This window comes from Bradyrhizobium sp. B039 (assembly GCF_038965675.1).
GTDB classification, from domain to species: Bacteria; Pseudomonadota; Alphaproteobacteria; order Rhizobiales; family Xanthobacteraceae; genus Bradyrhizobium; species Bradyrhizobium diazoefficiens.
The window spans coordinates 1,599,887-1,624,771 of the sequence record NZ_CP152416.1 but is presented as its reverse complement, the minus strand read 5'-3'; the positions used below and the strand labels follow the sequence as shown (position 1 = coordinate 1,624,771).

22 protein-coding genes are annotated in these 24,885 nt (G+C 66.7%); 9 read left to right on the top strand and 13 right to left on the bottom strand.

Features of this window, described 5'->3' with window-relative positions:
- Window positions 1-73 precede the first annotated feature (73 nt).
- Window positions 74-682 carry a LemA family protein gene (locus tag AAFG50_RS07670; protein ID WP_028172928.1) on the bottom strand — a complete coding sequence of 203 codons (609 nt, stop codon included), beginning with the start codon at window positions 680-682 and terminating at the stop codon, window positions 74-76.
- Window positions 683-860: 178 nt separating this feature from the next.
- Here AAFG50_RS07670 and AAFG50_RS07665 point away from each other — a divergent pair, with 178 nt between their 5' ends.
- The 3 genes from AAFG50_RS07665 to AAFG50_RS07655 are packed head-to-tail and all read left to right on the top strand — an operon-like array spanning window position 861 to window position 4,083.
- Window positions 861-1,715: an enoyl-CoA hydratase gene (locus AAFG50_RS07665; RefSeq protein ID WP_028172927.1), complete on the top strand. Its 855-nt coding sequence runs from the start codon at window positions 861-863 to the stop codon at window positions 1,713-1,715.
- Between the two features lie 5 nt (window positions 1,716-1,720).
- Window positions 1,721-2,869, top strand: a complete 1,149-nt coding sequence (locus AAFG50_RS07660) for an acyl-CoA dehydrogenase (protein ID WP_028172926.1) — start codon at window positions 1,721-1,723, stop codon at window positions 2,867-2,869.
- A 17-nt stretch (window positions 2,870-2,886) separates the two neighbouring features.
- Entirely contained in the window at window positions 2,887-4,083 is a 1,197-nt protein-coding gene (locus tag AAFG50_RS07655) for an acyl-CoA dehydrogenase family protein (RefSeq protein ID WP_028172925.1), read from the top strand.
- 245 nt (window positions 4,084-4,328) lie between these two features.
- On the opposite strand, the gene AAFG50_RS07650 is transcribed toward AAFG50_RS07655, so the two are convergent.
- The 3 genes from AAFG50_RS07650 to AAFG50_RS07640 form a co-directional block, all read right to left on the bottom strand.
- On the bottom strand, window positions 4,329-6,650 hold the full coding sequence (locus tag AAFG50_RS07650; RefSeq protein WP_028172924.1) for a xanthine dehydrogenase family protein molybdopterin-binding subunit: 2,322 nt from the start codon (window positions 6,648-6,650) through the stop codon (window positions 4,329-4,331).
- A 249-nt stretch (window positions 6,651-6,899) separates the two neighbouring features.
- Window positions 6,900-7,775 carry a dihydrodipicolinate synthase family protein gene (locus AAFG50_RS07645; RefSeq protein ID WP_028172923.1) on the bottom strand — a complete coding sequence of 292 codons (876 nt, stop codon included), beginning with the start codon at window positions 7,773-7,775 and terminating at the stop codon, window positions 6,900-6,902.
- Window positions 7,776-7,831: 56 nt separating this feature from the next.
- Window positions 7,832-8,797 carry a VOC family protein gene (locus AAFG50_RS07640; protein WP_011090008.1) on the bottom strand — a complete coding sequence of 322 codons (966 nt, stop codon included), beginning with the start codon at window positions 8,795-8,797 and terminating at the stop codon, window positions 7,832-7,834.
- A gap of 183 nt (window positions 8,798-8,980) precedes the next feature.
- Here AAFG50_RS07640 and AAFG50_RS07635 point away from each other — a divergent pair, with 183 nt between their 5' ends.
- Together AAFG50_RS07635 and AAFG50_RS07630 are read left to right on the top strand one after the other, a co-directional pair.
- The gene (locus AAFG50_RS07635) at window positions 8,981-9,847 is read left to right on the top strand and encodes a S1C family serine protease (RefSeq protein ID WP_028172922.1); all 867 of its coding nucleotides are present in this window, start codon (window positions 8,981-8,983) and stop codon (window positions 9,845-9,847) included.
- On the top strand, window positions 9,844-10,215 hold the full coding sequence (locus tag AAFG50_RS07630; RefSeq protein ID WP_028172921.1) for a helix-turn-helix transcriptional regulator: 372 nt from the start codon (window positions 9,844-9,846) through the stop codon (window positions 10,213-10,215). The genes AAFG50_RS07635 and AAFG50_RS07630 overlap by 4 nt, the downstream gene beginning before the upstream one ends.
- 10 nt (window positions 10,216-10,225) lie before the next feature.
- Here the strand turns inward: AAFG50_RS07630 and AAFG50_RS07625 are convergent, their stop codons facing one another.
- The 5 genes from AAFG50_RS07625 to AAFG50_RS07605 all read right to left on the bottom strand — a co-directional run bounded on the left by AAFG50_RS07625 (window position 10,226) and on the right by AAFG50_RS07605 (window position 16,416).
- Complete coding sequence (locus AAFG50_RS07625) at window positions 10,226-11,467, bottom strand: amidohydrolase family protein (RefSeq protein WP_039187018.1); 1,242 nt, start codon at window positions 11,465-11,467, stop codon at window positions 10,226-10,228.
- A gap of 29 nt (window positions 11,468-11,496) precedes the next feature.
- A complete protein-coding gene (locus AAFG50_RS07620; protein ID WP_028172919.1) occupies window positions 11,497-12,588 on the bottom strand; it encodes a HAMP domain-containing sensor histidine kinase in 1,092 nt (363 codons plus the stop codon).
- A complete protein-coding gene (locus AAFG50_RS07615) occupies window positions 12,575-13,267 on the bottom strand; it encodes a response regulator transcription factor (RefSeq protein ID WP_011090013.1) in 693 nt (230 codons plus the stop codon). The genes AAFG50_RS07620 and AAFG50_RS07615 overlap by 14 nt, the downstream gene beginning before the upstream one ends.
- Before the next feature lie 100 nt (window positions 13,268-13,367).
- The gene (locus AAFG50_RS07610) at window positions 13,368-13,913 is read right to left on the bottom strand and encodes a hypothetical protein (protein ID WP_028172918.1); all 546 of its coding nucleotides are present in this window, start codon (window positions 13,911-13,913) and stop codon (window positions 13,368-13,370) included.
- A 166-nt stretch (window positions 13,914-14,079) separates the two neighbouring features.
- Window positions 14,080-16,416 carry a Tex family protein gene (locus tag AAFG50_RS07605; RefSeq protein ID WP_028172917.1) on the bottom strand — a complete coding sequence of 779 codons (2,337 nt, stop codon included), beginning with the start codon at window positions 16,414-16,416 and terminating at the stop codon, window positions 14,080-14,082.
- Between the two features lie 398 nt (window positions 16,417-16,814).
- Here AAFG50_RS07605 and AAFG50_RS07600 point away from each other — a divergent pair, with 398 nt between their 5' ends.
- Window positions 16,815-17,927 (top strand): ring-opening amidohydrolase, encoded by a 1,113-nt coding sequence (locus AAFG50_RS07600; RefSeq protein ID WP_028172916.1) that lies wholly within the window; start codon window positions 16,815-16,817, stop codon window positions 17,925-17,927.
- 127 nt (window positions 17,928-18,054) lie between these two features.
- Entirely contained in the window at window positions 18,055-19,524 is a 1,470-nt protein-coding gene (locus tag AAFG50_RS07595) for an amidase (RefSeq protein WP_028172915.1), read from the top strand.
- A 39-nt stretch (window positions 19,525-19,563) separates the two neighbouring features.
- On the opposite strand, the gene AAFG50_RS07590 is transcribed toward AAFG50_RS07595, so the two are convergent.
- Window positions 19,564-19,881: a hypothetical protein gene (locus AAFG50_RS07590; protein WP_028172914.1), complete on the bottom strand. Its 318-nt coding sequence runs from the start codon at window positions 19,879-19,881 to the stop codon at window positions 19,564-19,566.
- 147 nt (window positions 19,882-20,028) lie between these two features.
- Between AAFG50_RS07590 and AAFG50_RS07585 the strand changes: the two genes are divergently transcribed.
- Both AAFG50_RS07585 and AAFG50_RS07580 read left to right on the top strand, forming a co-directional pair.
- Window positions 20,029-20,952, top strand: a complete 924-nt coding sequence (locus AAFG50_RS07585; RefSeq protein WP_028172913.1) for a PaaI family thioesterase — start codon at window positions 20,029-20,031, stop codon at window positions 20,950-20,952.
- 68 nt (window positions 20,953-21,020) lie between these two features.
- Entirely contained in the window at window positions 21,021-21,386 is a 366-nt protein-coding gene (locus AAFG50_RS07580) for a hypothetical protein (RefSeq protein ID WP_028172912.1), read from the top strand.
- Here the strand turns inward: AAFG50_RS07580 and poxB are convergent.
- The 3 genes from poxB to AAFG50_RS07565 all read right to left on the bottom strand — a co-directional run bounded on the left by poxB (window position 21,383) and on the right by AAFG50_RS07565 (window position 24,762).
- Window positions 21,383-23,119, bottom strand: coding sequence for a ubiquinone-dependent pyruvate dehydrogenase (poxB, locus tag AAFG50_RS07575; protein ID WP_028172911.1), 1,737 nt, complete (start codon window positions 23,117-23,119; stop codon window positions 21,383-21,385). The two genes, AAFG50_RS07580 and poxB, sit on opposite strands and share 4 nt — an antisense overlap.
- A gap of 80 nt (window positions 23,120-23,199) precedes the next feature.
- Entirely contained in the window at window positions 23,200-23,832 is a 633-nt protein-coding gene (locus AAFG50_RS07570; RefSeq protein ID WP_028172910.1) for a 2-dehydro-3-deoxy-6-phosphogalactonate aldolase, read from the bottom strand.
- 15 nt (window positions 23,833-23,847) lie between these two features.
- Window positions 23,848-24,762, bottom strand: a complete 915-nt coding sequence (locus AAFG50_RS07565; protein WP_028172909.1) for a 2-dehydro-3-deoxygalactonokinase — start codon at window positions 24,760-24,762, stop codon at window positions 23,848-23,850.
- Window positions 24,763-24,885 lie beyond the last annotated feature (123 nt).

Here is a 24,885-nt window from a genome sequence, read left to right as displayed (position 1 = left end):
GCGGCGTACTGGATTCCCCGCTTCCGCGGGGAATGACAGTGATGGGCGTGGCGCGCATGAGAGGCGAACGCACTTACTTCGATGGCGCGGGCGCAGGATTGAAATCGACCTTCGGCGCGGTCGAGATTTCCTTCTCGTTCTCGACCGAGAAGTTCGGCTTCTCCTTGTAGCCGAACGTCATCGCGGTGAGGTTGGTCGGGAACGAGCGGATGGTGACGTTGTAATCCTGCACCGCCTTGATGTAGCGGTTGCGCGCCACCGTGATGCGGTTCTCGGTGCCCTCGAGCTGGGACATCAGATCTTTAAACAGCGCGTCCGACTTGAGCTGCGGGTAGTTCTCGGTGACGACCAGGAGGCGCGACAGCGCGCTGGAGAGTTCGCCCTGGGCGGCCTGGAACTTCTGGAAGGCCGCGGGGTCGTTCAGCACCTCCGGCGTTGCCTGGATGCTGCCGACCTTGGCGCGGGCATTGGTCACGCCGAGCAGCACGTCCTTCTCCTGCTGGGCAAAGCCCTTCACCGAGTTGACGAGGTTGGGCACGAGATCGGCGCGGCGCTGATACTGGTTCACGACCTCGGACCAGTTGGCCTTGATCTGCTCGTCCTCGCTCTGGATCGCGTTGTAGCCACAATTGGTGAGGCTGAGCGAGGCCAGCGCCGCCAGCACGGTCAGGATCTTGCGCATCAAAATTTCTCCCGGTGGAATCCGGCGCAAACTATCAGATTGAACGCGCGCGGTGCCAGACATCTTGTGCTGGCGGCGCGAAAAGCAGCCGATTGACGCAAGCCCCTTGCCTATCACCGGCCAACATAGTCAACTCAACGAAACAATAAGACCAAACGGAAACGCCAGGGGGAACGCGATGTCCTCGTTCGAGACCATCCTCGTGGAGCGGCCGGAGCCGGCGATTGCCCGGGTCGTCATGAACCGGCCCGATGCGCGCAACGCGCAGAACCTGCAAATGACCTACGACCTCAACGCTGCCTTCGATGCCGCGGTGCAGGACGACACGGTCAAGGTGATCATCCTTGCCGGCAACGGGCCGCATTTCTCCTCGGGCCACGATTTGCGCCCGGGCGGCAAGAATGAAGCGGGCGTCGATTTTCCGCCGATCGGAAATTGGGGCGGCTTCGCCGAAGCCAACGCGCACGGCCGCTTCGCGCGCGAGCAGGAAATATATCTCCAGATCACGCGCCGTTGGCGCAATCTGGCAAAGCCTGTTATCGCCGAGGTGCACGGCAAGTGCATCGCCGGCGGCTTGATGCTGGCCTGGGCCTGCGACCTCATCGTCGCCAGCGACGATGCGCAGTTCTGCGATCCCGTGGTCGCCATGGGCGTCTGCGGCGTCGAATGGTTCGTGCATCCTTGGGAGCTCGGGCCGCGCAAGGCCAAGGAATTCCTGTTCACGGCCGACAGCTGGAGCGCGCAGGAGGCGCATCAGCTCGGCATGGTCAATCAGGTCGTGCCACGCGCGGAGTTGTCATCGCGCGTGCTGGAGCTGGCGCGCCGGATCGCATCAAAGCCGTCCTTCGCGCTGAAGCTGACCAAGGAGGCGGTCAATCGTTCGGTCGATGTGATGGGCCAGCCGGCTGCAATCGACCAGGCCTTTGCCCTGCATCAGCTCTGTCACGCCCATAACCTTCAGGAGTTCGGCATGATCGTCGATCCATCGGGCCTGCATCCCTCCGTGCGCAAGCCGCCGGCGGCCGCGGAGTAGACGCGATGGACCTCAATCTGAGCGACGAGCAACGGCTGCTGCGCGAAAGCGCGGAACGCTTCGTGGCCGAGAGCTACGATGCCGATCATCGCCGCAAGATGGTGAACGATCCGCTCGGCTTCAGCCCGGCGGTATGGACGCAGTTTGCTGAGCTCGGCTGGTTGGCGTTGCCGATCCCGGAGCAGTTTGATGGGCTCGGCGGTGGTGCGGTCGAGATCGGCATCTTGATGGAAGCCTTCGGCCGCGGGCTGGTGTCGGAGCCTTATGTCGCGACGGTCGTGCTCGGAGCCGCGCTGATCGACAGATGCGGCAGCACGGCGCAGAAGCAGGCGAGCCTGCCGAAGATCGCGGACGGGTCGTTGAAGCTGGCGCTTGCGCATTCCGAACGCGCAGCGCGGTTCGATCTCGCCAAAGTTGCGACCGCAGCCAACAAGACCGCGCAGGGCTGGCGTCTTGCCGGCAGCAAGATCGCCGTGCTCGACGGTCATGCCGCCGACGAGATCATCGTCTCCGCGCATATTCACGATCATCGGGGGCCATCGGGGCGGATCGGCCTGTTCCTGGTGCCGGCAACGGCGCCAAGCCTTTCAATCTCCGACTATCCGCGGCTTGGCGGCGGGCGCGCCTGCAATATCGAGCTGCCCGACGTGCATCTTCCTGAGGACGCCCTGCTCGGCGACGGCAAGGATGCGCTGCCCGCAATCGAATGGGCCGTCGATCGCGCCATGGCCGCGCTCGGCGCGGAAGCCGTCGGCATCATGCAGATGCTGCTGGAGACGACGCTGGAATACACCAAGATCCGGAAGCAGTTCGGCCGGCCGCTGTCCGCCAACCAGGTGATCCGCCACCGCCTCGCCGACATGGCGATGCAGGTGGACGAGGCGCGCTCGATGGCGCTGCGCGCCGCGCTGAAGGCAGACAGCACGCCGACCGAGCGCGCACGGGCCGCGTCGGGCGCAAAGGCGAAGATCGGCAAATGTGCGCGCTTCGTCGGCGAGCAGTCGATCCAGCTTCACGGCGGCATGGGCGTCACCGAGGAGCTCGAGGTCGGCGCCTATTTCAAGCGGCTGGTCGCCTTCGACACGCTGTTCGGCGGCAGCGCGCACCACTATGCCCGCCACGCCCGGCTTGGCCGCGCCGGCGTGCCGGCCTGAACCGAAAGGAGCGCATCATGGACCTGTCGTTCAATGCCGAGGAGCGCGCCTTCCAGGACGAGGTGCGCGGCTTCATCGCCAAAAATCTCACCGAGGAGATGAAGCGCGCGACCGCGCTGACGCCCTCGGTATTCTCCGATCCTGATATCGGCATGGCCTGGCAGCGCGCGCTGCACAGGCAGGGCTGGGGCGCACCGGGCTGGCCGGTCGAATTTGGCGGGCCGGACTGGACGCCGGCACAGCGCTGGATTTTCGAGACCGAATCCGCGCGCGCCGGCGTGCCCAATGTGAATGTCATGGGCGTAAAGATGGTCGGGCCCGTCATCATCGGCTTCGGCAGCCCTGAGCAGAAGAACTTCTATTTGCCGCGGATTCTCTCCGGCGAGGATTATTGGTGCCAGGGCTACTCCGAGCCGGGCTCCGGCTCCGACCTGTCTTCGCTGAAGACGCGCGCGGTGCGCGACGGCGACCACTACATCATCAACGGCACCAAGATCTGGACCACGCATGCCCACCACGCCAACCGCATGTTCGCGCTGGTGCGCACCAGCGACGGGCCGCGGCAGCAGGACGGCATCAGCTTCATCCTGATCGACATGAAGACGCCGGGCATCACGACGCGCCCGATCCTCACCATCGGCGGCGACCACGAGGTCAACCAGGTGTTCTTTGACGACGTGCGCGTGCCCATGGCCAATCGGGTCGGCGAGGAAGGCAAGGGCTGGACCTACGGCAAGTACCTGCTCGAATTCGAGCGCGGCTCGGGCATCGCCTCCGCCAAGCTGCGCGAAGGGCTGAAGGCGATCGCGGACCTTGCCGAGTCGGACCTGACCGGCCGCGCGATCGACAGTCCTGACATCGCGACGCGCATTTCGGAGGTCGAGGTCGACATCGACGCGCTGGAGATGACCGAGCTGCGCGTGCTCTCGGCGCTCCAGACCGGACAGAATCCCGGCGCGGTGTCGTCGATCCTGAAGCTGCGCAACAGCGAGATCCGCCAGGCCGTGACACGGCTGGGCGCCGACGTGATCGGCCACGACGCCCTCGCCGTCGAGCCGATGCGCCCGCTCTACAAGCTCAACCACGAGCCGGCGATACCCGAGGACATGCTGACGGTGGTGCCGGAATATCTCAACGGCCGGGCCTACACGATCTTCGGCGGCACGTCCGAGATTCAGCGCGACATCATCGCGAAGATGATGCTGGGGATTTGAGGATTCGAGGCACGCCGGGCGCCACACTCTCCGCTGTCGTCCCGGACAAGCGCAGCGAAGCGGAGCGCTGATTCGGGACCCATAACCACAGGTGAATGTGGTTACGGGGACTCGGAGTTACCTGCTTCGCGCCACAACCATTCCCTGTGGTTATAGGTCCCGGATCGGCGCGCGCTTATGGCGCGCTTGTCCGGGACGACAGTTGAGTGTGCGGCGACAGCCAGCGCAACGATTCGGCGTTGCGCTTACCCGCCCGCCTTCGCGTCCCTGATCGCCTGCCAGATCTTCTGCGGCGTCAGGGGCGTGTTGAGCTGGGTGATGCCGAGCTCGGCGAGTGCGTCCATCACGCCGTTGGTGACGCAGGGCGGGCCGCCGATGGCGCCGGATTCGCCGCAGCCCTTGGCGCCGAGCGGGTTGGTGCGGCAGGGCGCGGAATCGTCCAGTGTCACCTCGATCGGCGGCACGTCGCCGGCGCGCGGGATGCAGTAGTCCTGATAGCTCGCGGTCAGGAGCTGGCCGTCGGCATCGTAGGAGACGCCCTCATAGAGCGCCTGGCCGATGCCTTGCGCGACGCCGCCATGGATCTGGCCCGTCACCAGCATCGGGTTCACGGCGACACCGACGTCGTCAACGGTGGTGTAGCGCACGACGCGGGAGACGCCGGTTTCGGGGTCGATCTCGACCTCGCAGATATGCGTGCCGTTCGGCCAGCTCGGACCGTCAACCTCCCCTTCCGAATCGACGCTGAGTTTTGCGCCGCTCTCCTTCTCGGCAAGGTCAAACAGGCTGATGCGGCGGTCGGTGCCGACCACGGTGAGCATGCCGCCCTGATATTCGATGTCCTCGACCGAGGTCTCCAGCACGTTCGCCGCCTTCTCGCGCGCCTTCTGGATCAGGTCATTCGACGAGACGGCCACGGCCGTGCCGCCGACGAACAGCGAGCGCGAGCCGACGCTGCCAAAGCCCATCGCCAGATCGGTGTCGCCCTGGACGACATCGATCTTGTCCATGGCAATGCCGAGCGTGTCGGCGATCATCTGGGTGTAGGTGGTCTGAAGCCCCTGCCCCATCGCCATGGTGCCGGAATGCAGGACGACGCGGCCCTGCGAGGTCGCGTGCAGGCTGACCTTCTCGGTATGGGCGCGGCCGCCGGTCCATTCGATGTACGAAGTGAGCCCGCGGCCGTAGAGCAGGCCCTTCTTCTTCGCCGCCTTCTTGCGCGCGGCAAAGCCGTCCCAGTCGGCGAGCTTCACGGCACGGTCGAGCATGTGGGCGAAGGCACCGGAATCGTAAACCTGGCCCGCAGCATTGGTGTAGGGCAGCTGCGCCGGCTTGATGTAGTTGGCCTTGCGGATCGCGCGCGGATCCATGCCGATTTTTCGCGCGGCGGCGTCGAAGAGGCGCTCGACGATGAAGACGGCCTCGGGCCGGCCCGCACCGCGATAGGCACCGACCGGCGCGGTGTGGGTCATCACCGACTTCACCTCGAAATGCACCAGCGGAAGATCGTAGACGCCGGTCTGCACGAACGGCCCGAGCACCAGCGGAATGATGTTGGCGGCCCCCGAAGAATAGGCGCCGGTGCAGCCGATCGACTTGACCCGATAGGCCAACACCTTGCCCTTCTCGTCCAGCGCGAAGGACGCGGTCGAGGTGAGGTCGCGGCCGTGGGTGCCGCCGACGAACTCGTCGGTGCGGTCGCCGCGCCAGCGGATCTTCTTGTTCAGCTTGGTCGCGGCGTAGGCGACGATGCCGTCCTCGGGATAGAGATTGGTCTTCTGGCCGAAGCCGCCGCCGATGTCGCCGACCAGCACGCGGACGCTGTCCTTGGGACGCTTGAGCACGGCTTCCGCCACGTCGCGGGTCGAGGCCGGGGTCTGCGACTGCACGTGCAGGAGGAGACGTCCGGTCTTCTTGTCGATCTCGGCGATGGTCGAGCGCGGCTCCATCGCGGAGGGCACGAGGCGCTGGCTGATGATGTCTAGCTCGACCGTGTGCGCGGCCTTGGCAAAGGCCTCGTCCACCTTGGCGGCATCGCCGTAAGCCATCGCGCCGACGATGTTGTCGGGCGCCTCCGACCACACCACAGGCGCGCCGGGCTTCACCGCCTCGACCGGGTCGACCACCGCGGGCTGCACGTCATATTCGACCACGATCGCTTCGGCAGCGCTCTGCGCCTCCGCGCGGGAGGCCGCCACCACCGCCGCCACCGCCTCGCCGGTGTAACGCACGATCTCATGGGCGAGCAGCCGGCGCGGCGGCACCGTCATCGGCTTGCCGTCGGGGCGCTTGAAGATGCTCAGCGTCGGGATGCTGCCGATATCGTCCTTGACGAGATCCGCACCGGTGTAGACCGCGGTGACGCCGGGCATTCCGGCCGCGGCGCTGGTGTCGATCGAGACGATCTTCGCGTGCGCATGCGGCGAGCGCAGCACGTGCAACCACAGCGCGCCGTCCTGCGGCTTGTCGTCGATGAATTGCCCCTTCCCGGTCAGCAGCCGCTGGTCTTCCAAACGCTTGACGGGCTGGCCCGCTCCGAAACGCAAATTGCCGGGAAGAATGTTCATTCCGTGGGGTCCTCGAGGTCTTTTCGAAACTGCGGGCAGCCTTTTAGCGGATCGACCGGGGGCATACCAGCCGCGGTTTTGGGCGGGATATCCACGATTTCGGCATGCGGTCCCGCAAATCTGCGATTCCGTAGGGTGGGCAAAGGCGCACTTGCGCCGTGCCCACGGTCGCTCAACGAACGCGATCAAGATGGTGGGCACGCTTCGCTTTGCCCACCCTACGCACTGCGCATCGCCCCGGAATGACGGCTACGCCAGCTCCCGGAGCGCTGTCTCCACCACCTTGCGCGCATCGGCCGTCAGCGCGGCCTGCGGCGGGATGGGATCGCCGACGTCGTAGCCCTGGATCGAAAGGCCGGCCTTGATGCAGGCGGCGAGGTTGAAGCGGGCGAAGGCTTCGTTGATCCGCCACAGCCTGCGCTGGAGCGCCATGGCCTCGTCCCAGCGGCCCGCCCGGCAGAGGTCGTAGAGCGCGACGCTCTGGCGCGGGATGATGCAGGCAGGTCCCGCCATCCAGCCGAGCCCGCCGATCAGCATCACCGCGGCCGGAATGTGGGCGGAGGCCGAGAACACGCGCAGGCGATCGCCGCAGCGGTTCATGATCGAGAGCAGCCGGCCGGTGTTGGTCGAGGCGTCCTTGATGTAGCCAATGCGCGGATGCTCGGCGAGGCGCGCGATGATTTCGAGGGTGAGGTCGGAGCGCTGGAATTGCGGATTGGTGTAGATGACGACGGGAATGTCCACGGCGTCCGCGATGGCGCGGAAATAGGATTCGACCTGGGTATCGGCGAGCGGGAAATACGCCTCCAGGATCGCCAAAATGCCGTCGGCACCGAGCTTCTGATAGGCCCGCGCCTGCGCCACCGCATCCGCGGTCGAGGTGGAGGCGACGCCGGCCACCACGGGCACGCGGCCCTTCGCGGCTTCGATCGTGGTCTGCACGACCGCCGTGCGCTGGGCGGCATTGAGATAGGCGAACTCGCCGGTCGAGCCGAGCGGCGTCAGACCATGCACGCCGGCACCGATCAGGTCGTCGCAGAGCTTTGCGAGCACGCTCGTCCGCACCGTGCCGTCGGCATCGACGGGGGAGACGAGGTAGGGGAAGACGCCGTGGAATTCGGACATGTCGGGGGCTCCGGAAGCTGGCACCCGACGGGTATTACCAATGCCCGCCCCGGCGATCAAACCTTGAGCAAGCGCACCCGCGTGCCCCAGGGATCGACCGCCTCCAAACCGTCGGCAAGCGCCGTGACCTTCACACCGCTCTTGCGCAGGCGCTCTTCCTGAGCGGCGAGCAGCTCCTGCTTCGCCATCACCAGCGAAAACCAGGCGAGACCGGTTGTGGAATCGTCGCGCAGGCCCGCGCCCTGGCTCTGCCAGACGTTCATGCCGAGGTGATGGTGATAGCGGCCCGACGACAGGAACGCCGCGCCGTTGCGCTTGCGGGTCGGGTCGAGGCCGACGGTGCCGTGGTAGAAGTTCTCGGCCTGCGCGAGATCGCCGACGCGCAGATGCATGTGGCCGACGCGCATTCCGTCCGGCGCCTTGGCATAGTCGGGAACGCGCGTATTGGTCAGCGACAGCAGGTCGGGGATGTTGAGCTCGTCGGTCGCCATCTTCACGCTGCCCTCGCTCCACTGCCATTGCGAGGGCTCACGGTCGGCATAGACCTCGATGCCGTTACCTTCGGGGTCGTCGAGATAGACGGATTCGCTGACCAGATGGTCGGCAAAGCCCGACAGCGGCACGCGATGCGAGGCGGCGTGCACCAGCCAGCGCGCGAGATCCTTGCGGGTCGGCATCAGGAAGGCGGTGTGGTAGAGGCCTGCGGCATTGCGCGGCTCGATCGCCGCATCGGGACGCGCCTCGAGCACGAGCAGCGTGATGCCGGCCGTACCGAGCTTCGCAGCGCTGGCGGAGCGCTCCATGACGGTCAGCCCGATCACGTCGCGGTAGTAGTCGGCAACCGTGTCGAGATTCTTGACCCGGAGCGTCACCATGCCGACCCGCATCGGCGTGCGGCTGGCATAGGTCGGCCCGCCGCCTTGCGCAGTCCCCTCGGCGCGTGCGGCAGCCGCGGCCGCCATCGCGAGCGAGGTGGCGCCGGCAAGTTGGAGCAGGGTGCGGCGGGTGAGATCGATGGTCATCGGTCGGGGCTCGCTGGAAACGTCTAAGGCCGTACGGCGCAATGTCGACCGATTGCTACACGTTCCCGTGAACGGCTCCCAATCACATGTTCGTCGGCCGGCGCCGGCACTTTCCTGGCCACCCGGCCAGTTTCGCTACCGCGCGCGACATCCCAGATTGGGGACAACTTACAGGAGACCGCCATGACCGCCCCAACTCCACTGTCCTCACTGTCGTCCGCGCTCGCGGATGTCGTGGCGCGCACCGCGCCCTCCGTCGTCTCCGTGCACTCGCATCGCTCCCGCGCAACCGGCTTCGTCTGGAAGCCCGGCCTGATCGTCACCGCCGACGAGGCGTTGGCCGACGAGGGCGAGGTCGAGATCGGCCTCCCCGACGGCAGCCGGGTGGCCGCCACGATCGCCGGCCGCGACCACACCACCGACATCGCGCTGCTGCGCACCGAGGCCGGCGTCGCGCCGGTCAAGCTCGCCGCGACGGTCCCGCCCCTCGGCGCGTTGTCGGTTGTCGTGGCCACCAACCGTGATACGCCGAGCGCCGCGCTCGGGATGGTATCGGCGTCCGGCAAGAGCTGGCGCTCCCTACGCGGCGGCGACATCGATGCCCGGATCGAGCTCGACGTTCGCCTGCGTCCGGGCCAGGAAGGCGGCCTTGCGCTCGATGCGACCGGTGAAGCCTTCGGCATGGCCGTGCTCGGACCAAGGCGCGTGCTGGTGATCCCGACGGCGACGATCGAGCGCATCGCGCCGCAACTCGAAGCCCGCGGCCGCATCGCGCGCGGATATCTCGGGTTAGGACTCCAGCCGGTGCGGCTCGAGGACGGCATCGGCGCCATGGTGATGAATGTCGACAAGGCCGGACCTTCTGCGGCGGCCGGCATCCGCCAGGGCGATGTGATCGTCGCGGTCAACGACCAGAAACTGTCCGGCGTGCGCGCGCTGTCGCGAACGCTGGGACCTGCGAGCGTCGGCGCTGTGGTCGATGTCGCGGTGCGCCGCGGCGGCGAGCCGGTCAGCTTCAAGGTCACGGTCGGCGAGAGGCCGGAGGCGTGAGCGAGGACAAGCTGCCGGTGATCGTGCTGTCCCTGGAGATCGACGATCCCGCCCTCGCCGATCGCCTGGCGGCGCTGCTCGGCAATGTCGCCGGGCTGCGCCTTGCCGCGCCCGGCGAGCAGGCCGCCGCGACGATCGTCGCCCGCGATCCGCGCAGCATGCCCGAGGACATCGCACTGACGCAGCGCGAGCTCGACGTGCTGGCGCTGATGGCCGAGGGCGCCTCCAACAAGATGATCGCGCGTCAGCTCGGCATCTCCGTGCACACCGTGAAATTCCATGTCGGCTCGCTGCTCGACAAGCTGGATGCCACCGGCCGCACCGATGCGGTGGCGCATGCCGCGCGCCGCGGCGTGATCGAGCTCTGAGCGGCGCGGATCAATCGCCGATTGCGATCTGCGCCAGCTCGCGCATGCGGTCGGTATCGACGACGCGGCCATGGCTGATCACGATGCTGGGCGGGCTGTGGAAGCGCAGCGCCTCGGTGACGTCGGCCTGCTCGAGCACGACCAGATTGGCTGCGCAGCCGAGCCCGAGGCCATAGCGCTCGAGGTTGATCGCCGTCGCCGCGCGCGTGGTGATCATGTCGTAGAGCGTCTCGAACTCGCTTTTCTTCGTCATCCACAACAGATGCGAGGCGAGGAACGCCACCTCCAGCATGTTGTTGCGCCCGAGCGGATAATAGGCGTCCGAAATGTCGTCCTGGCCGAGGCAGACATTGATGCCGGCACCGAGCAATTCCTTCACCCGCGCGTGCAGCGGGCCGTTGTGCGGATTGCTGACGACGCTGACACGGGCCTTTCCGAGCAGCACCTTCAGCTCGCGGAGATAGTTCTCGGGATAGAGCGCCATCGCCCGGCAATGATGGGCGAGCGCCCGGCCCTCGACGCCGCGCGCGATCACCGCGCGCGCCATCATGTCGAGCGTGCGCATGTTGGCGTCGCCGACGTCGTCCAGCAGCATCGAGATTTCGGCGCCGTGCTCGGCCGCGAGGTCGAAGCAGAACGCGACATGGCGGCGCATGTCCTCTTCGTCGGCTTCGATCCAGGGAATCCCGCCGACGACGTCGGCCCCGAGCGCCATCGCCTTGCGCATCAGGCCGTCGGCGCCGGGCTCGCGAAACAGGCCGTCCTGCGGGAAAGCCACGACCTGGATATCGACGATGCCGCGAAACTCCTCGCGGATCGCGAGCAGCGCCTTGACGCCTTCGAGCCGAGCCTTGGTGTCGACGTCGGCGAAGGCGCGGATGTGGAGGTTGCCGTGGAGCGCGGCGAGCGCCACCGCGCGCCGTGCGTTCGGGACGATCCAGGACGCGTCGTAATTGCTCTTCACCGCTGCGGCGAGATCGACCGCCTTCGCCGCCTCGCTCATGCCGCCGCCCTGATAGGCCTCGAGCGCCGCCTCCGACATCATCGGCAGGGTCCAGACCTTGCAGAGGTGCAGGTGCGGATTGACAAAGGCCGGCGTCACCAGGCCGCCCTTGGCATCGATGAAGGCCTGTGCGCCGGGATCGAGCCGGTTGCCGATCGCGGTGATCACGCCATCGGTGATTGCAATGTCGACGATCTCGCGGCTGCGCGTGCGGGCATTGGTGATGACGAGGTCTGGCAGGCGGGGCATTGCAGGACTTCCACTCGGTACGCGTGCAATCATGCAAGTTGGGTGCCGGGCTGCGCGGGCGGCGGAAACCGGAGCTGGACCGTCAGGCCCGGCGCATTGTCATGCAGCGCAATCTCGGCGCCATGAAGGCGCGCCACTGCCGCAACGAGGCTGAGGCCGAGGCCGTTGCCCGGCGTGTAGCGGCTCTGTTCGAGCCGGTAGAACCGCTTGAAGACGTGATCGCGCGCCTCGGTGGGAATGCCCGGACCGTCGTCGGCGATCGCGATCACGGCGCCGCCATCGGCGCTGCGGCAGGTCACCGTCACCTGCCCGCCTTTGCGGCCGTGCTTGATCGCGTTGTCGACGAGATTGGCGACGGCGTCGAACAAGAGGTCGCGGTCGCCCGTGATCGCGACCTCGCGGTCGCCGCCGAGGCTGAGACGCGTCGCAACCTGCTCGGCGGCGGCGTCGTAGAGCTCGACGACCTCGCCGGCGATCTCGGCGAGATCAAGCGCGCGAAAGGCGCTCCTGCGGGCGCGGGTCTCGATCTCCGAGATCCGGGTGATGGAGGCGAACATGCCGAGCACGGCATCGAGATCGGCGATGGTGTCGCCGATCAGCGCGGCATCCGCCTCGCTGTTGCGCGGGGTGTGATAGGCCTTCTCCAGCCGGCCGCGCATGCGCGTCAGCGGCGTGCGCAGATCGTGGGCGACGTTGTCGCTGACCTGCTTGACCTCGCCCATCAGCGTCTCGATGCGGTCGAGCATCTGGTTGAGGTTTTCGGCGACGCGGTCCCACTCGTCGTGGCTGCCGCGCAGGGGAATGCGGCGGTCGAGACCGGACAGCATGATGGCACGGCTGGTGGCGTTGATCTCCTCGATCCGTCCCACCGTGCGCCGGGTCACTAGCACGGCTGCGAGCCCGGCGAGCACCAGGAGCAGCACCGCGACCGCGACCATGGCGAGTTCGATCGTGCCGGTGAAGCCGTCGCGATCGCCGGCGGAGCCGAGCCGGCTCTCCACATAGGCGAGCGTACCGAAATAGACGTAGGCCATGATCGCCGCGACGATCAGCCCGAATGCCGCGATCGCGATCAGCGCCAGACGGAAGGTCGAGGAGCGGAGGGTCTTAGCCAGGAGCACGGAGACAATATCCGATGCCGCGGATGGTGTGGATCAGCGGATAGGCCTGGGCGTCGTCGACCTTGCGGCGGACGCGCCCGACATAGACGTCGATGATGTTGGTCGAGGGATCGAAATGCAGGTCCCAGACGTGCTGGAGCAGCATCGCACGCGAGACGACGCGGCCCTCGTTGCGGACGAGATATTCGAGCAGCTGAAACTCGCGCGGCAGCAGCGGAATCTTGCGGCCGCGGCGGCTGGCGTTGCGCGCGATCAGGTCGATGGCGAGGTCGCCGACGCGCAACAGCGTCTCCTTGGCGATGGTCTCGCTGCGGCGGCCGAGGGCCTCGAGCCGCGCAAGCAGCTCGACGAAGGAGAACGGCTTGACGAGATAGTCGTCCCCGCCAGCGCGCAGGCCACGCACGCGGTCGTCGACCTCGCCGAGCGCGGAGATGATCAGGAAGGGCGCCGCGATGCCGTCGTCGCGCAATTGGCGCATCACGGTGATGCCGTCGATGTCGGGCAGCATGCGGTCGATGGTGATCACGGCATAGTCGCGGGCGGCGCCGTGGCTCAGGGCTTCGCGCCCCGTGGCGGCGAGATCGACCTCATAGCCAGAGGTCGTCAACTCTTCGACGAGCTGGCCTGCGGTTTCCGGATCGTCCTCGACGACCAGGATGCGGCGGTGACCTCCGGTCATGCAAAACTCCGCGCGACGATCGCCACCAGACTATCCCGTTCCGGGGCTGAGCGGAACCGCCCGATGGCGATCGCGACAATGGTGCGGTACGGCGATGCGACTACCAATAGTCTCCGCACACATTGACCCATTGCCACCCATAGGGCGTCCAGCTCCTGCGCCAGCAACCGTCGTCGTAGTAATTGGCGTAGTAGAAGGGCGCGCCAACGAAGGCGAACCGGTGGAAGCGATGATGGCGGAAGAAGAATGCATGGCGGCCGATGAAGGGCCTGCCGTGCCAGCCCGTGCCGGCGAAACGCGGCCCGAAGGCGGCGCGGGTCGCGAGCGGCGCACCGGCAAAGCGCGGCCCGATCGCAGCGTGGGCGGTCATCGGCGAGCCGGCGAAGTGGGCGCCACCGAAACGAGCACCGCCCATGCCGCCGACATGCATCCCGCCGAAGCCACCGGCGTGCATGCCGCCGCCGAAATGTCCACCGCCGCCAAAGCCACCATGTCCTCCGCCGCCGAAGCCGCCGTGTCCTCCGCCGCCGAAACCACCACCATGGCCGCCGCCCCCACCTCCACCTCGGGCGAGAACGGGCGAAGCGACCGCCAACGTCGCAGCCATGGCCGCCGCGACGATGCCGGTGAGAAGCCTGCTGTGCATCTGAATATCCTCCTTGTCGCGGCGACGGTCGCGCCGCTCCGGGGGAACAGATGAGGAAAATGCGCCCTCACCTTCAACTTACAAATGCGCCAGATTCTGACGCCGGTGTTAGGGAGGCCCAACTCTCTCGCTCCCTCGCCCCGTTCTTACGGGGAGAGGTTGGAGATCACACGCGCTTGCCGCCGCTCTTCTCGGCGGCGCGGCGCAGGGCTTCGGCGAGGGCGCCGCCGCCGGAGGATTCCTGCTTGCGCGGCGCCGACGAGGTCATGCGGGCTGCATTGCGCGAGCCATTGTCGCGCTGCATGCCGGGGGCGTCCTTCTTGGCGCCGACCTCGTCGTCGAGCCGCAGCGTCAGCGAGATGCGCTTGCGGGCGACCTCGAAGTCCAGCACCTTCACCTTGACGATGTCGCCGGGCTTCACCACCTCGCGCGGGTCCTTGATGAAGGTCTTCGACATCGCCGAGATGTGCACGAGGCCGTCCTGGTGGACGCCGATGTCGACGAAAGCGCCGAAGGCGGCGACGTTGGTCACGGTACCCTCGAGGATCATGCCCTTCTGGAGGTGCTTGATCTCCTCGACACCCTCCTTGAACACAGCGGCCTTGAACGCCGGACGGGGGTCGCGGCCGGGCTTTTCGAGCTCGCGCAGGATGTCGGTGACGGTCGGCAGACCGAAGGTCTCGTCGACGAAATCCTTCGGCTTCAGCGTGCGCACGATCTCGCTGCTGCCGATCAGCGCCTTGATGTCGCTCTTGGTGGCCGCGAGAATCCGGCGCACCACCGGATAGGCTTCCGGATGCACGCCGGACGCATCGAGCGGATCCTCACCGCCGAGAATGCGCAAAAAGCCCGCGCACTGCTCGAACGCCTTCGGCCCGAGGCGCGGCACGTCCTTGAGCGACTTGCGCGACTTGAACGGGCCGTTGGCGTCACGATGTGCCACGATGCTCTGCGCAAGGCCCGAGCCCACGCCCGACACGCGGGCGAGCAGCGGCGCCGAGGCGGTGTTGACGTCGACGCCGACGGCGTTCACGCAATCTTCGACCACGGCGTCGAGCGACTTGGCGAGCTTGGCCTGGCCGAGGTCGTGCTGATACTGGCCGACGCCGATCGCCTTCGGCTCGATCTTGACGAGTTCGGCAAGCGGATCCTGGAGGCGCCGCGCGATCGAGACCGCGCCGCGCAGGGTGACGTCGAGACCGGGCAGTTCCTCCGAGGCGAAGGCCGAGGCCGAATAGACCGACGCGCCGGCTTCCGACACCACGATCTTGTTCATCTTCAGCTCGGCCAGGCCCTTGACGAGATCGCCTGCGAGCTTGTCGGTCTCGCGCGAGGCCGTGCCGTTGCCGATCGCGATCAGCTCGACACGGTGCTTCAGGGCAAGCTTGCCGAGGATTGCGAGCGACTCGTTCCATTGCCGCTGCGGCTCGTGCGGATAGATCACGGCGGTATCGACGACCTTGCCGGTCGCGTCGGTGACGGCGACCTTGACGCCGGTCCGGTAGCCGGGATCGAGCCCCATGGTGACGCGGGTGCCGGCGGGCGCGGCTAGCAGCAGGTCGCGCAAATTGGACGCGAACACGCGCACGGCCTCGGTCTCGGCCGCGTTCCACAGCCGCATGCGCAGGTCGATGTTGAGATGCACCTGGATCTTGGTGCGCCAGGCCCAGCGCACCGTGTCGATCAGCCAGCGGTCGCCGGCGCGCTTGAGGTCGGCGATGCCGAACCGCTTCATGATCTTCAATTCGTAGGCGCTGGGCACGCCCGGCGGCGGCGCCTCGGCTTCGGCCTGAATCTGCAGGTCGAGGATTTCTTCCTTCTCGCCGCGGAACATCGCCAGGATGCGGTGCGACGGCAGCCTGGTCAGCGGCTCGGAGAATTCAAAATAGTCGGCGAACTTTTCGCCCTCGGTCTTCTTGCCATCGCGCACCTTGGAGGCCATGCGCGCATTGGTCCACATCTCCTCGCGCAGCGCGCCGATCAGATCGGCGTCTTCGTCAAATCGCTCGACCAGGATGGCGCGGGCGCCGTCGAGTGCGGCGGCGGCGTCAGCCACGCCCTTCTCGGCGTTGATGAAGCTTTCCGCCACGACCTTGGGATCGTTGCCGGGCTCCGCCATCAGCTGATTGGCGAGCGGCTCGAGGCCGGCTTCCTTGGCGATCTCAGCCTTGGTGCGGCGCTTCGGCTTGAACGGCAGATAGATGTCTTCCAGGCGCGCCTTGCTGTCGGCGGCCATGATCGTGGCTTCGAGGGCGGCATCGAGTTTGCCCTGCTCGCGGATCGATTCGAGGATCGCCTTGCGGCGGTCTTCGAGCTCGCGCAGGTAGCCCAGGCGCTCCTCCAGGGTGCGCAATTGCGCGTCGTCGAGCGCACCGGTCGCTTCCTTGCGGTAGCGGGCGATGAAGGGAACCGTGGCGCCGCCGTCGAGCAGCGTCACCGCTGCCTCGACCTGCTCGGCCCGAACTCCAAGCTCCTGCGCAATTTTCTGGTTGATATTTGCCACGCGAGAATCCCTCTCTCCAAGCACGCGACGCAAACCGAAATCCGGTCGCGGGACGCCGCTTATGGACCAACCCAGGTTGATTCATCAAGGTGCCGCGCGCAACCGTCGACAGACGATTTTTTTGTTGAACCGATGCGATCTCGCCACAATCGTGGGGATGCGGCGGGCGCGGTTGGTATGAAGACTCTATCCTCTTGTCGTCCTGGCGAAAGCCAGGACCCATACCGCGGAATCTTTCAATTGTGGTCGGTATCCGTCCAGAACGATGAGCCGTCGCAAAACGACGCCCTGGGGTAATGGGTCCTGGCTTTCGCCAGGACGACGACGGGGATTGACAGGCGCCTCCGTTCCACGGCTGTTTGCACCGCCGGACCACCGAACTCCACACGAGGACTGCAATGCGGACGACATCGGTCGGCGTCTTCAAGATCGTCACCAAGGGCCCCGGCGACGTCTCCGGCCTCATGGCCATGATCGGCTCCGGCGCGATCGATCCCAAATCGATCCTCGCCGTTCTCGGCAAGACCGAGGGCAATGGCGGTGTCAACGACTTTACCCGGGAATATGCCGTCGCCGCGCTGTGCACGGCTCTGGCGCCACAGCTCGGCTTGTCCCCCGAGGAGGTCGAGCAGCGCATTGCCTTCGTGATGTCCGGCGGCACCGAAGGCGTGCTCAGCCCGCATATCACGGTGTTCACGCGCCGCGAGGTCGAGCGGCGGCCGGCGGGCTTGTCGGGCAAGCGCCTGAGCATCGGCATGGCGCACACGCGGGACTTCCTGCCGGAGGAGATCGGACGCGCCGCGCAGATCGCGGAGACGGCCACGGCCGTGAAGGCCGCGATGGCGGACGCCGGGATCACCGACCCCGCCGACGTCCATTTCGTGCAGATCAAGTGCCCGCTGCTCACCAGCGATCGCGTCGCGGCCGCAAGCGCACGCGGCAACAAGACGGCGACGACCAGCGCCTACGGTTCGATGGCCTATTCGCGCGGCGCCTCCGCGCTCGGCGTTGCGGTCGCGCTCGGCGAGACCGGCTCGGACATCAGCGACGGGGACGTGCTGCGCCGCTACGATCTGTTCTCGAAGGTGGCATCCACCTCGGCCGGAATCGAGCTGATGCACAACGTCGTCATCGTGCTCGGAAATTCGGCGGCATCGGCCAGCGAATTCGAGATCGGCCACGCCGTGATGAACGATGCGATCGACGCCGCCGCTGTGACGTCGGCGCTGAAGAGTGTCGGGCTTGGCGTCGCGCCGCAAGCGGAAGCCGGGCGCGAGCTCGTCAACATCTTCGCCAAGGCGGAGGCCTCGCCCGATGGCAGCGTGCGCGGCTTTCGTCACACCATGCTGGAGGACACCGACATCAGCTCGACGCGCCACGCCCGCGCCGCGGTCGGCGGCCTGATCGCGGGCCTTGCCGGCACCGGCGCAGTCTACGTGTCCGGCGGCGCCGAGCATCAGGGCCCGGCGGGCGGCGGGCCGGTTGCGGTGATCGCGCGACTATCGGATTGAGACGGCCGGCCTCCCCGGTCGTGCGACCTCTCCGCCCCATGCAACCCTGCCCTTCGCGCCGGCTCAGTTGATTCACGCAGGGTCCATGCGAAAGGAAGGACCGCCGCATCTAGAGGATTTGAATTTCATGACTTTGCCGATGAGCTGGAACGAGTGGGCGCAGCACGATGGCGTGGGGCTGGCGGCGCGCGTCCGCAAGGGCGAGCTGACGCCGAAGGAATTGGCCCGCCAGGCCGCTGCTGCCGTCGCTAAGGTCAATCCGGCGCTGTCGGGCGTGGTCGAGCTGTTCGAGGACGTGATCGCCGATCCGGCCAAGGACGGCGCCAACCTCGCCGGCCCGTTCGCCGGCCTGCCCTTCCTGATGAAGGATCTCGGGCCGACCATGAAGGGCCGGCTCCAGGAGATGGGTTCGCTGCTGATGCGCGGCAATCGCGCGAGCGCCGACACCTTCCTGACCGGCAAATTCCGCCAGGCCGGACTGAACCTGATCGGGCGCACCACGACGCCGGAATTCGGCGTCTGCAGCTCGGCCGACAATCCGGCCGTCTACGTCACGCGCAATCCCTGGAACACCGACTACACCACCTGCGGCTCGTCCGCGGGCAGCGCGGCGATGGTTGCCGCCGGCGTGGTGCCGATCGCGCATGCGACCGACGGCGGCGGCTCGATCCGCATTCCCGCCGGCGTCAACGGTAATATCGGGCTGAAGGTCTCGCGCGGCGTGTTCTCGCTGGCCCCGCACATGTCCGACCTCACCGGGCTCGTCTCGATCCAGGGCTGCCAGTCGCGCTCGGTGCGCGACACCGCCGCCTTCGTCGATCACGCGCGCGGGCCTGCGCCCGGCGAGTTCATGCCGTTCTGGACCACGGCGCAGCCCTATTCCGAGATGATCAAGCGCGATCCCGGCAAGCTTCGCATCGCGCTGTCGCACACATGGGGCGATTACACCGCGACGCCGGAGATCGCCGCCGAGCTGGAGAAGACCGGCCGCTTCCTCGAAGGCCTCGGTCATCACGTCGACTATGCGCTGCCCGAGCTCGACTTCCGTGCGGCGTTCGAGGCGCAGACGATGTGCTACATCTCGAATTTTGCGGTGGTGATCTCGAACATGCTGGCCGCGCGCGGGCTGGACAAGCCGCCGGAAGACCTCATCGAGCCGATGAACATCAGGATCTGGGAAGCCGGCCGGCACACCAGCTTCGCCGAGCGGGCGAAGATGCAAGGCGTGTTCAACACGACGTCACGCGGTTTCGGCGCGTTCTTCGAGCAGTGGGACGTCATCCTGACGCCGATCACGGCGCTGCCGACGCCGAAAGTCGGCACCAGGGAATATCTGACCATCTCCGACAATCCTGACGTGCTCGACTGGTTCGGCAACCTCTGGCGCTTTTTCGCCTTCACGCCGCTCGCCAATCTCTGCGGCATGCCGGCGATCTCGATGCCGATGGCAACCCAGGACCACGACCTGCCGCTCGGCATCCAGGCGATCGCCAAGCAGGCCAATGACGGCCTGCTCCTGCAATTCGCCGCCCAGATCGAGCGCGCGCTCGACGGCAAGTGGAACGGCGGCAGAAAGCCGAAGGTGCATGTGAGCTGAGGAGCTGCGGTCGCAATGACATGCGATCGCGCTGCCGCCTCAATTCTTCATCGCCGGGATCTCCTCCGTCGGCTGCTGCTGCCCCTGCTTGTACATCGCGAGCGCCTTGTCGAGCGCTTCGCGCAGGGCAAGCGCGGCGGCCACGCTGCAACGCAGGTGCGCGGTCTGGACCACTTCGACCCTGACCGCGGCTCCGACCGGCATCAAGAGGTTCGCGGCGAGCTCGACCTGGATCGCGCCGTTGTGATGGCCGAAGCAAGACGCGCCGTCGAAATAGATGATCGGCGCCCGCTCGGAGCTCGAGCTCGAAATGGTGACGGGCCCCTGATTGGTGCCGGGTGTTTCGGGGTCGGCCATAAGCGCTCCTTGCGGCTAGTCGAACGAACGAAGCGCTCACCATCGGCGCTTCGGACCGCCCTGTCGAGGCCCAACCGCCCGCAGGCCTGCCGTGCGACCGGTATTCGGGGTTTTGCGCGGCGCCCGGCACTGGTCTAGAACATCGCCATGTCCAGCTCATCGACGTCCAGCCTACCTGCCACGCTCCCGTTCGAGGAGCTGGCCGAGGCCATCAAGGGCCGCCGCTCCGACTACGGCCATATCAGCGGGCTCCAGCTCGACCGCTTCGCACCCGCCGAGGCCTGGTCCAGCCTGCCCTACCGTCCCGTCTTCGTCGGCGACACCGAGACCGGGGTGCTGCATGGCGGCGTCGTCACCGCGATGCTGGACGAGAGCTGCGGCATGGCCGTGCAGCTCGCGCTCGACGGCACGCGCGCGATCGCAACCCTCGACCTGCGTATCGACTATCAGAAGCCGGCGACGCCGGGCCTCGACATCAAGGCGCATTCGGTCTGCTACCGCACCACGCGCTCGATCGCCTTCGTACGCTCCACCGCGTATCAGGAGTCCGAGGACGATCCGGTCGCAACCGCAACGGCCTGCTTCATGATCGGCGCCAACCGCACCAACATGCTCGCCGACCGCAGGATGGATTCGCGCAGCATCCCGACCCTGGAGGCGCCGGAGGATCCGGATGGCCCGTTCGCCCGCAGCCCGTTCGCGCGCTGCCTCGGCATCCGCGTCAACGACGACGGCACGCTGACCATGCCGTTCTCGCCGAAGATCATCGGCAATCCGATCCTGCCCGCGATCCATGGCGGCATGACCGGCGCCTTCCTCGAGACCACCGCCATCATCGGCGTGGCGCGCGAGCTCGGCGCCGCCGCGCCGCCCAAGCCGATCGGGCTGACCATCAACTACTTGCGCTCCGGCCGCGCGCTCGACAGCTTTGCCAATGTCTCGATCGTCAAGCAGGGCCGGCGCATCGTCGCCTTCGAGGCGCGCGCCTGGCAGGACGATGCGGACAAGCCGATCGCCACCGCCTTCGGCCATTTCATGCTGCGGCCGACGCCTGGAAACGACGAGGAATAGGCCTATTTTACTTGACGGCGGGGGCCTGGAACCACAACGATAGCGCGTTCCCCGTGAGAGGTATTGGGTTGCGGCATCCGATCGACATCATCGCCATGTTCGCCGCCATGTGGCTGCTGGCGTCGATGGTGCTCGACGCGGTGACGCCGAAGGAGCTGACCGCGGTGCTGATCGCCATCGCGATCGGGCCTGCCGTGGTCATCACCGCCGTGTTCTACTATCTGCGCTGCCCGCGCACGGATTTCGCGGTGATGTTCGCAGCGCTGTGGCTGATCTCGGACATCGCCATCGCCTTCATCTCGCCGAAGGAGCTGCCGCATTTCCTGATCGTGCTCGGCTTCGTGCCGGCCCTGCTGATCGGCAGCGTACTGCACTGGCAGCGCTTCCAGCGCCGCCACGAGCGGTTGCATGTGCCGTCGGCGAAGCGCAGCTAACGCGGCAGCAGGTTCGTCTTCGCAAGATCGAGCACCTCGTCGCCGCGGCCGTTCATCACCGCGCGCAAGACCCAGAGGCTGAAACCCTTGATCTGCTCGCTCGTGATGGTCGGCGGCATCGACAGCTCCTGCTTGGCGGTGACGACGTCGAGCAGCGCGGGCCCGTTGTAGGCCAGCATCTCCTTCACCGCGCCCGGAAGCTCGCCGGGGTCCTCGACGCGTTTGGCAAAAATGCCCATCGCGCGCGCCATCGCCGCGAAATCAGGGTTTTGCAGGTCGACATTGGTGTCGACGAAGCCGGCGGCCTTCATCTCCAGCGCAACGAAGCCGAGCACGCCGTTGTTGAAGACGACGACCTTCACCGGCAGCTTCATCTGCGTCAGCGTGATCAGATCGCCCATCAGCATGGTGAAGCCGCCGTCGCCCGACAGCGAGATCACCTGGCGGCCGGGCTGCGAGGCCTGCGCCCCGATCGCCTGCGGCATCGCATTGGCCATCGAGCCGTGCACGAAGGAGCCGATCAGCCGGCGGCGACCGTTCATCTCGAGATAGCGCGCCGCCCACACCGTGGGTGTGCCGACATCGGCGGTGAACACGGCATCCTCGGACGCATGGTCGCTGACGACCTTGGCGAGATATTGCGGATGGATCGGCTTGCTGCCGGGGGTGCCCCTGGCGAGCGAGTCCAGCCCCTCGCGCGCCTTCTTGTAATGCGCGACGGCATCGTCGAGATGCTTGCGCTGGGTCTTGGTCTTCAGCAGCGGCAGCAGCGCCTCGATGGTCAGCTTGACGTCGCCGATGAGGCCGAGGTCGATCTTGCAGCGTCGGCCGAGATTTTCCGGGCGGATGTCGATCTGCGCGATCTGGCAACCGGTCGGGAAGAACTGCTTGTAGGGGAAATCGGTGCCGAGCATCACCAGCGCGTCGCAGGCGTGCATGGCGGCATAGCCCGAGGAGAAGCCGATGAACCCGGTCATGCCGACATCGTAGGGATTTTCGTATTCGACGTGCTCCTTGCCGCCGAGCGCATGCACGATCGGGCTCTTCAAGGCCTCCGCAAGCTGCATCAACGGCGTATGCGCGCCGGCGCAGCCACGGCCGCAGAACAGGGTGATGCGCTCGGCGCCGTTCAGGAGGTCCGCGAGTGCCTTCAGCTCATCGGCCTCAGGCACGACTTTCGGCGCCGACAGCGCGAGCCCCCGCGCCGTCGACAGCGCGCGCCTCGGCGGATCGCGGAACGCGACGTCGCCGGGCATGGCGATGACGGCGACGCCGCGCAGGCCCACGGCCGCGCGAATGGCGTTCTCGATCACGAAAGGCAGCTGGCTCGCATCCGAGACCAGCTCGCAATAATGGCTGCATTCCCGGAACAGGTTTTGGGGATGGGTTTCCTGAAAGTAGCCGCCGCCGATTTCGGCCGACGGAATCTGCGCCGCGATCGCCAGCACGGGGACGCGGCTGCGATGCGCGTCGAACAGGCCGTTGATCAGATGCAGATTGCCCGGACCGCAGGAACCTGCGCAGACCGCAAGGCTTCCGGTCATCTCGGCTTCGCCGGCGGCTGCGAACGCCGCAACCTCCTCATGCCGGACGTGGATCCATTCGATGGTGCCGCGACGCCGCAGCGCCTCGATAAAGGCATTCAGGCTGTCGCCGACGATGCCGTAGATCCGCTTGACGCCGGCCTGTTCGAGCGTTGCCACGAACAGATCGGCCACGTTGTTGATCGCCATGTCGGTCTCCTGATCTCGCTGATTCAGCAAGATAGGATAAAGCGCGGCCGTGACGGGATCACGGCTGGTTTATTGCAGCTTCAGTCTTTCACAATCGCCCGATCGTAGGCCGCGATCGTCTGCTTTGCGCGCGCTGCGACATCGGCCGCCGACATGCCGGGCTTGTAGAGGCTGGAGCCAAGCCCGAATGCGGTGACGCCGCCCTTGATATACTCCGCAAAATTCTGGTCGGAGACACCGCCGACGGCAGCGATCATCACGCCGGCCGGCAGCACCGCGCGAATCGCGGCGATACCGGATGCGCCGAGCACGCTCGCCGGAAAGAATTTCAGGCCCGATGCGCCAGAGCGCGCGGCAAGCAGCGCCTCGGTCGGCGAGAACACGCCCGGCAACGTCACCATGGCGTATTGATGCGCACGCGCGAGCACCTGCGTATCCACGTTCGGCGAGACCATCAGCTTGCCGCCGACGTCATTGAGACGATCGACATCTGCGGTGGTCAGCACCGTGCCGGCGCCGATCAGCACGCCGGCCGGCGCCAGCTTCGCAGCGGTGGCGATCGAGCGGAACGGATCGGGCGAATTCAGCGGGATCTCGATCGCGGTCATGCCGGCCTCGATCAGCACGCTGACGATCGCCTCGGCCTCCTCTGGCTTGACGCCGCGCAGGATCGCGACCAGCGGACGCTTCATCGACGGAAAGGGAACACTCATCTCAGGAAATCCTTCTTAACTCGTCCAGATCGCCGCGGCCGCCATCGACAGGCCGTGGCGAACGGCTTCATCCGCATCGATCGGCCGCGGGGTCACCGAGAGCGCATCGAAAGCCAGCTGATACAGCGTCGCAAGCCGCCCTGACGCAACCAACGTGATGCCGGTTTTGGGAACATTGCCAGAGAGACCCGCCGCCAGCTCGGTGCCGATCAACGTGCCCGACAGCGTCTCGCGCGCGGCGGCCGGCGTGCCGCCGAACAGCAACTGCCGCGACCGCGCACCGAAGAGCAGGTTGGCGGCGAACGCCGGCGCCTCGAACGCGGCTTTCACCGCCGCCTTGAAGCTTGCAACATCCTCGGCGTCATCGGCGCCTGCGACCGCGAGTGACAGAATCGTCTCGCGCGAGATCACACTGAACAGCTCGCCGGTCATGAAGGTGGAGAAATGCTCGACCGTGCCGTCCTTCACCCGCACCCATTTCGAATGCGTGCCGGGCATGCAGACCAGCGCTTCGCCGGCGGCCTTAAGGCCGAGCGCGCCGAGCAACTGCGTCTCCTCGCCGCGCATCACGTCCGGCGCGCCTGCGTCGCGCTGCGCGATGCCGGGCAGGATGCGGATGTCGCGCGCCTCACCCGGCACCCGCACGGCCTGCTTCAGGATGGAGGTGAGCGGTGCCGGCGTGTCGACATAGCCGGCCTCGACCCAGCCGGTTTTGGCGCCGGCCATACCGCAGACGAGAACGGGCAGATGATCCGGTGCTTCGACGGCGGAAAGATGCGATTGCAGCACACCGGCAAATCCGGTCTTGGCCGCGGCCAGCATGCCCTCGCCACTGCGGCGTTCGGCCAGGACCTGGCCGGCCCGATCGACCAGCCACAGGCGGAAGCTGCTGGTGCCCCAGTCCACCGCGACATAGGCGGGTTCGCTCATCTCGGTTCTCGTCCTCGTCTCACCGGCAAGACGCCGTCTCGCGACAATGAGACGACGGCTGGCAAATTCGCCCCGGGATATCGGCTATTGCCGCCGCAAACCAGCGTTTTATCGCAGGTCTGA

Excerpts from the sequence above, each read along its gene's own strand:
- AAFG50_RS07670 (WP_028172928.1), bottom strand. The coding sequence starts at position 682 with ATGCGCAAGATCCTGACCGTGCTGGCGGCGCTGGCCTCGCTCAGCCTC.
- AAFG50_RS07665 (WP_028172927.1), top strand. The coding sequence starts at position 861 with ATGTCCTCGTTCGAGACCATCCTCGTGGAGCGGCCGGAGCCGGCGATT.
- AAFG50_RS07660 (WP_028172926.1), top strand. The coding sequence starts at position 1,721 with ATGGACCTCAATCTGAGCGACGAGCAACGGCTGCTGCGCGAAAGCGCG.
- AAFG50_RS07655 (WP_028172925.1), top strand. The coding sequence starts at position 2,887 with ATGGACCTGTCGTTCAATGCCGAGGAGCGCGCCTTCCAGGACGAGGTG.
- AAFG50_RS07650 (WP_028172924.1), bottom strand. The coding sequence starts at position 6,650 with ATGAACATTCTTCCCGGCAATTTGCGTTTCGGAGCGGGCCAGCCCGTC.
- AAFG50_RS07645 (WP_028172923.1), bottom strand. The coding sequence starts at position 7,775 with ATGTCCGAATTCCACGGCGTCTTCCCCTACCTCGTCTCCCCCGTCGAT.
- AAFG50_RS07640 (WP_011090008.1), bottom strand. The coding sequence starts at position 8,797 with ATGACCATCGATCTCACCCGCCGCACCCTGCTCCAACTTGCCGGCGCC.
- AAFG50_RS07635 (WP_028172922.1), top strand. The coding sequence starts at position 8,981 with ATGACCGCCCCAACTCCACTGTCCTCACTGTCGTCCGCGCTCGCGGAT.
- AAFG50_RS07625 (WP_039187018.1), bottom strand. The coding sequence starts at position 11,467 with ATGCCCCGCCTGCCAGACCTCGTCATCACCAATGCCCGCACGCGCAGC.
- AAFG50_RS07615 (WP_011090013.1), bottom strand. The coding sequence starts at position 13,267 with ATGACCGGAGGTCACCGCCGCATCCTGGTCGTCGAGGACGATCCGGAA.
- AAFG50_RS07610 (WP_028172918.1), bottom strand. The coding sequence starts at position 13,913 with ATGCACAGCAGGCTTCTCACCGGCATCGTCGCGGCGGCCATGGCTGCG.
- AAFG50_RS07600 (WP_028172916.1), top strand. The coding sequence starts at position 16,815 with ATGCGGACGACATCGGTCGGCGTCTTCAAGATCGTCACCAAGGGCCCC.
- AAFG50_RS07595 (WP_028172915.1), top strand. The coding sequence starts at position 18,055 with ATGACTTTGCCGATGAGCTGGAACGAGTGGGCGCAGCACGATGGCGTG.
- AAFG50_RS07590 (WP_028172914.1), bottom strand. The coding sequence starts at position 19,881 with ATGGCCGACCCCGAAACACCCGGCACCAATCAGGGGCCCGTCACCATT.
- AAFG50_RS07585 (WP_028172913.1), top strand. The coding sequence starts at position 20,029 with ATGTCCAGCTCATCGACGTCCAGCCTACCTGCCACGCTCCCGTTCGAG.
- poxB (WP_028172911.1), bottom strand. The coding sequence starts at position 23,119 with ATGGCGATCAACAACGTGGCCGATCTGTTCGTGGCAACGCTCGAACAG.
- AAFG50_RS07570 (WP_028172910.1), bottom strand. The coding sequence starts at position 23,832 with ATGAGTGTTCCCTTTCCGTCGATGAAGCGTCCGCTGGTCGCGATCCTG.
- AAFG50_RS07565 (WP_028172909.1), bottom strand. The coding sequence starts at position 24,762 with ATGAGCGAACCCGCCTATGTCGCGGTGGACTGGGGCACCAGCAGCTTC.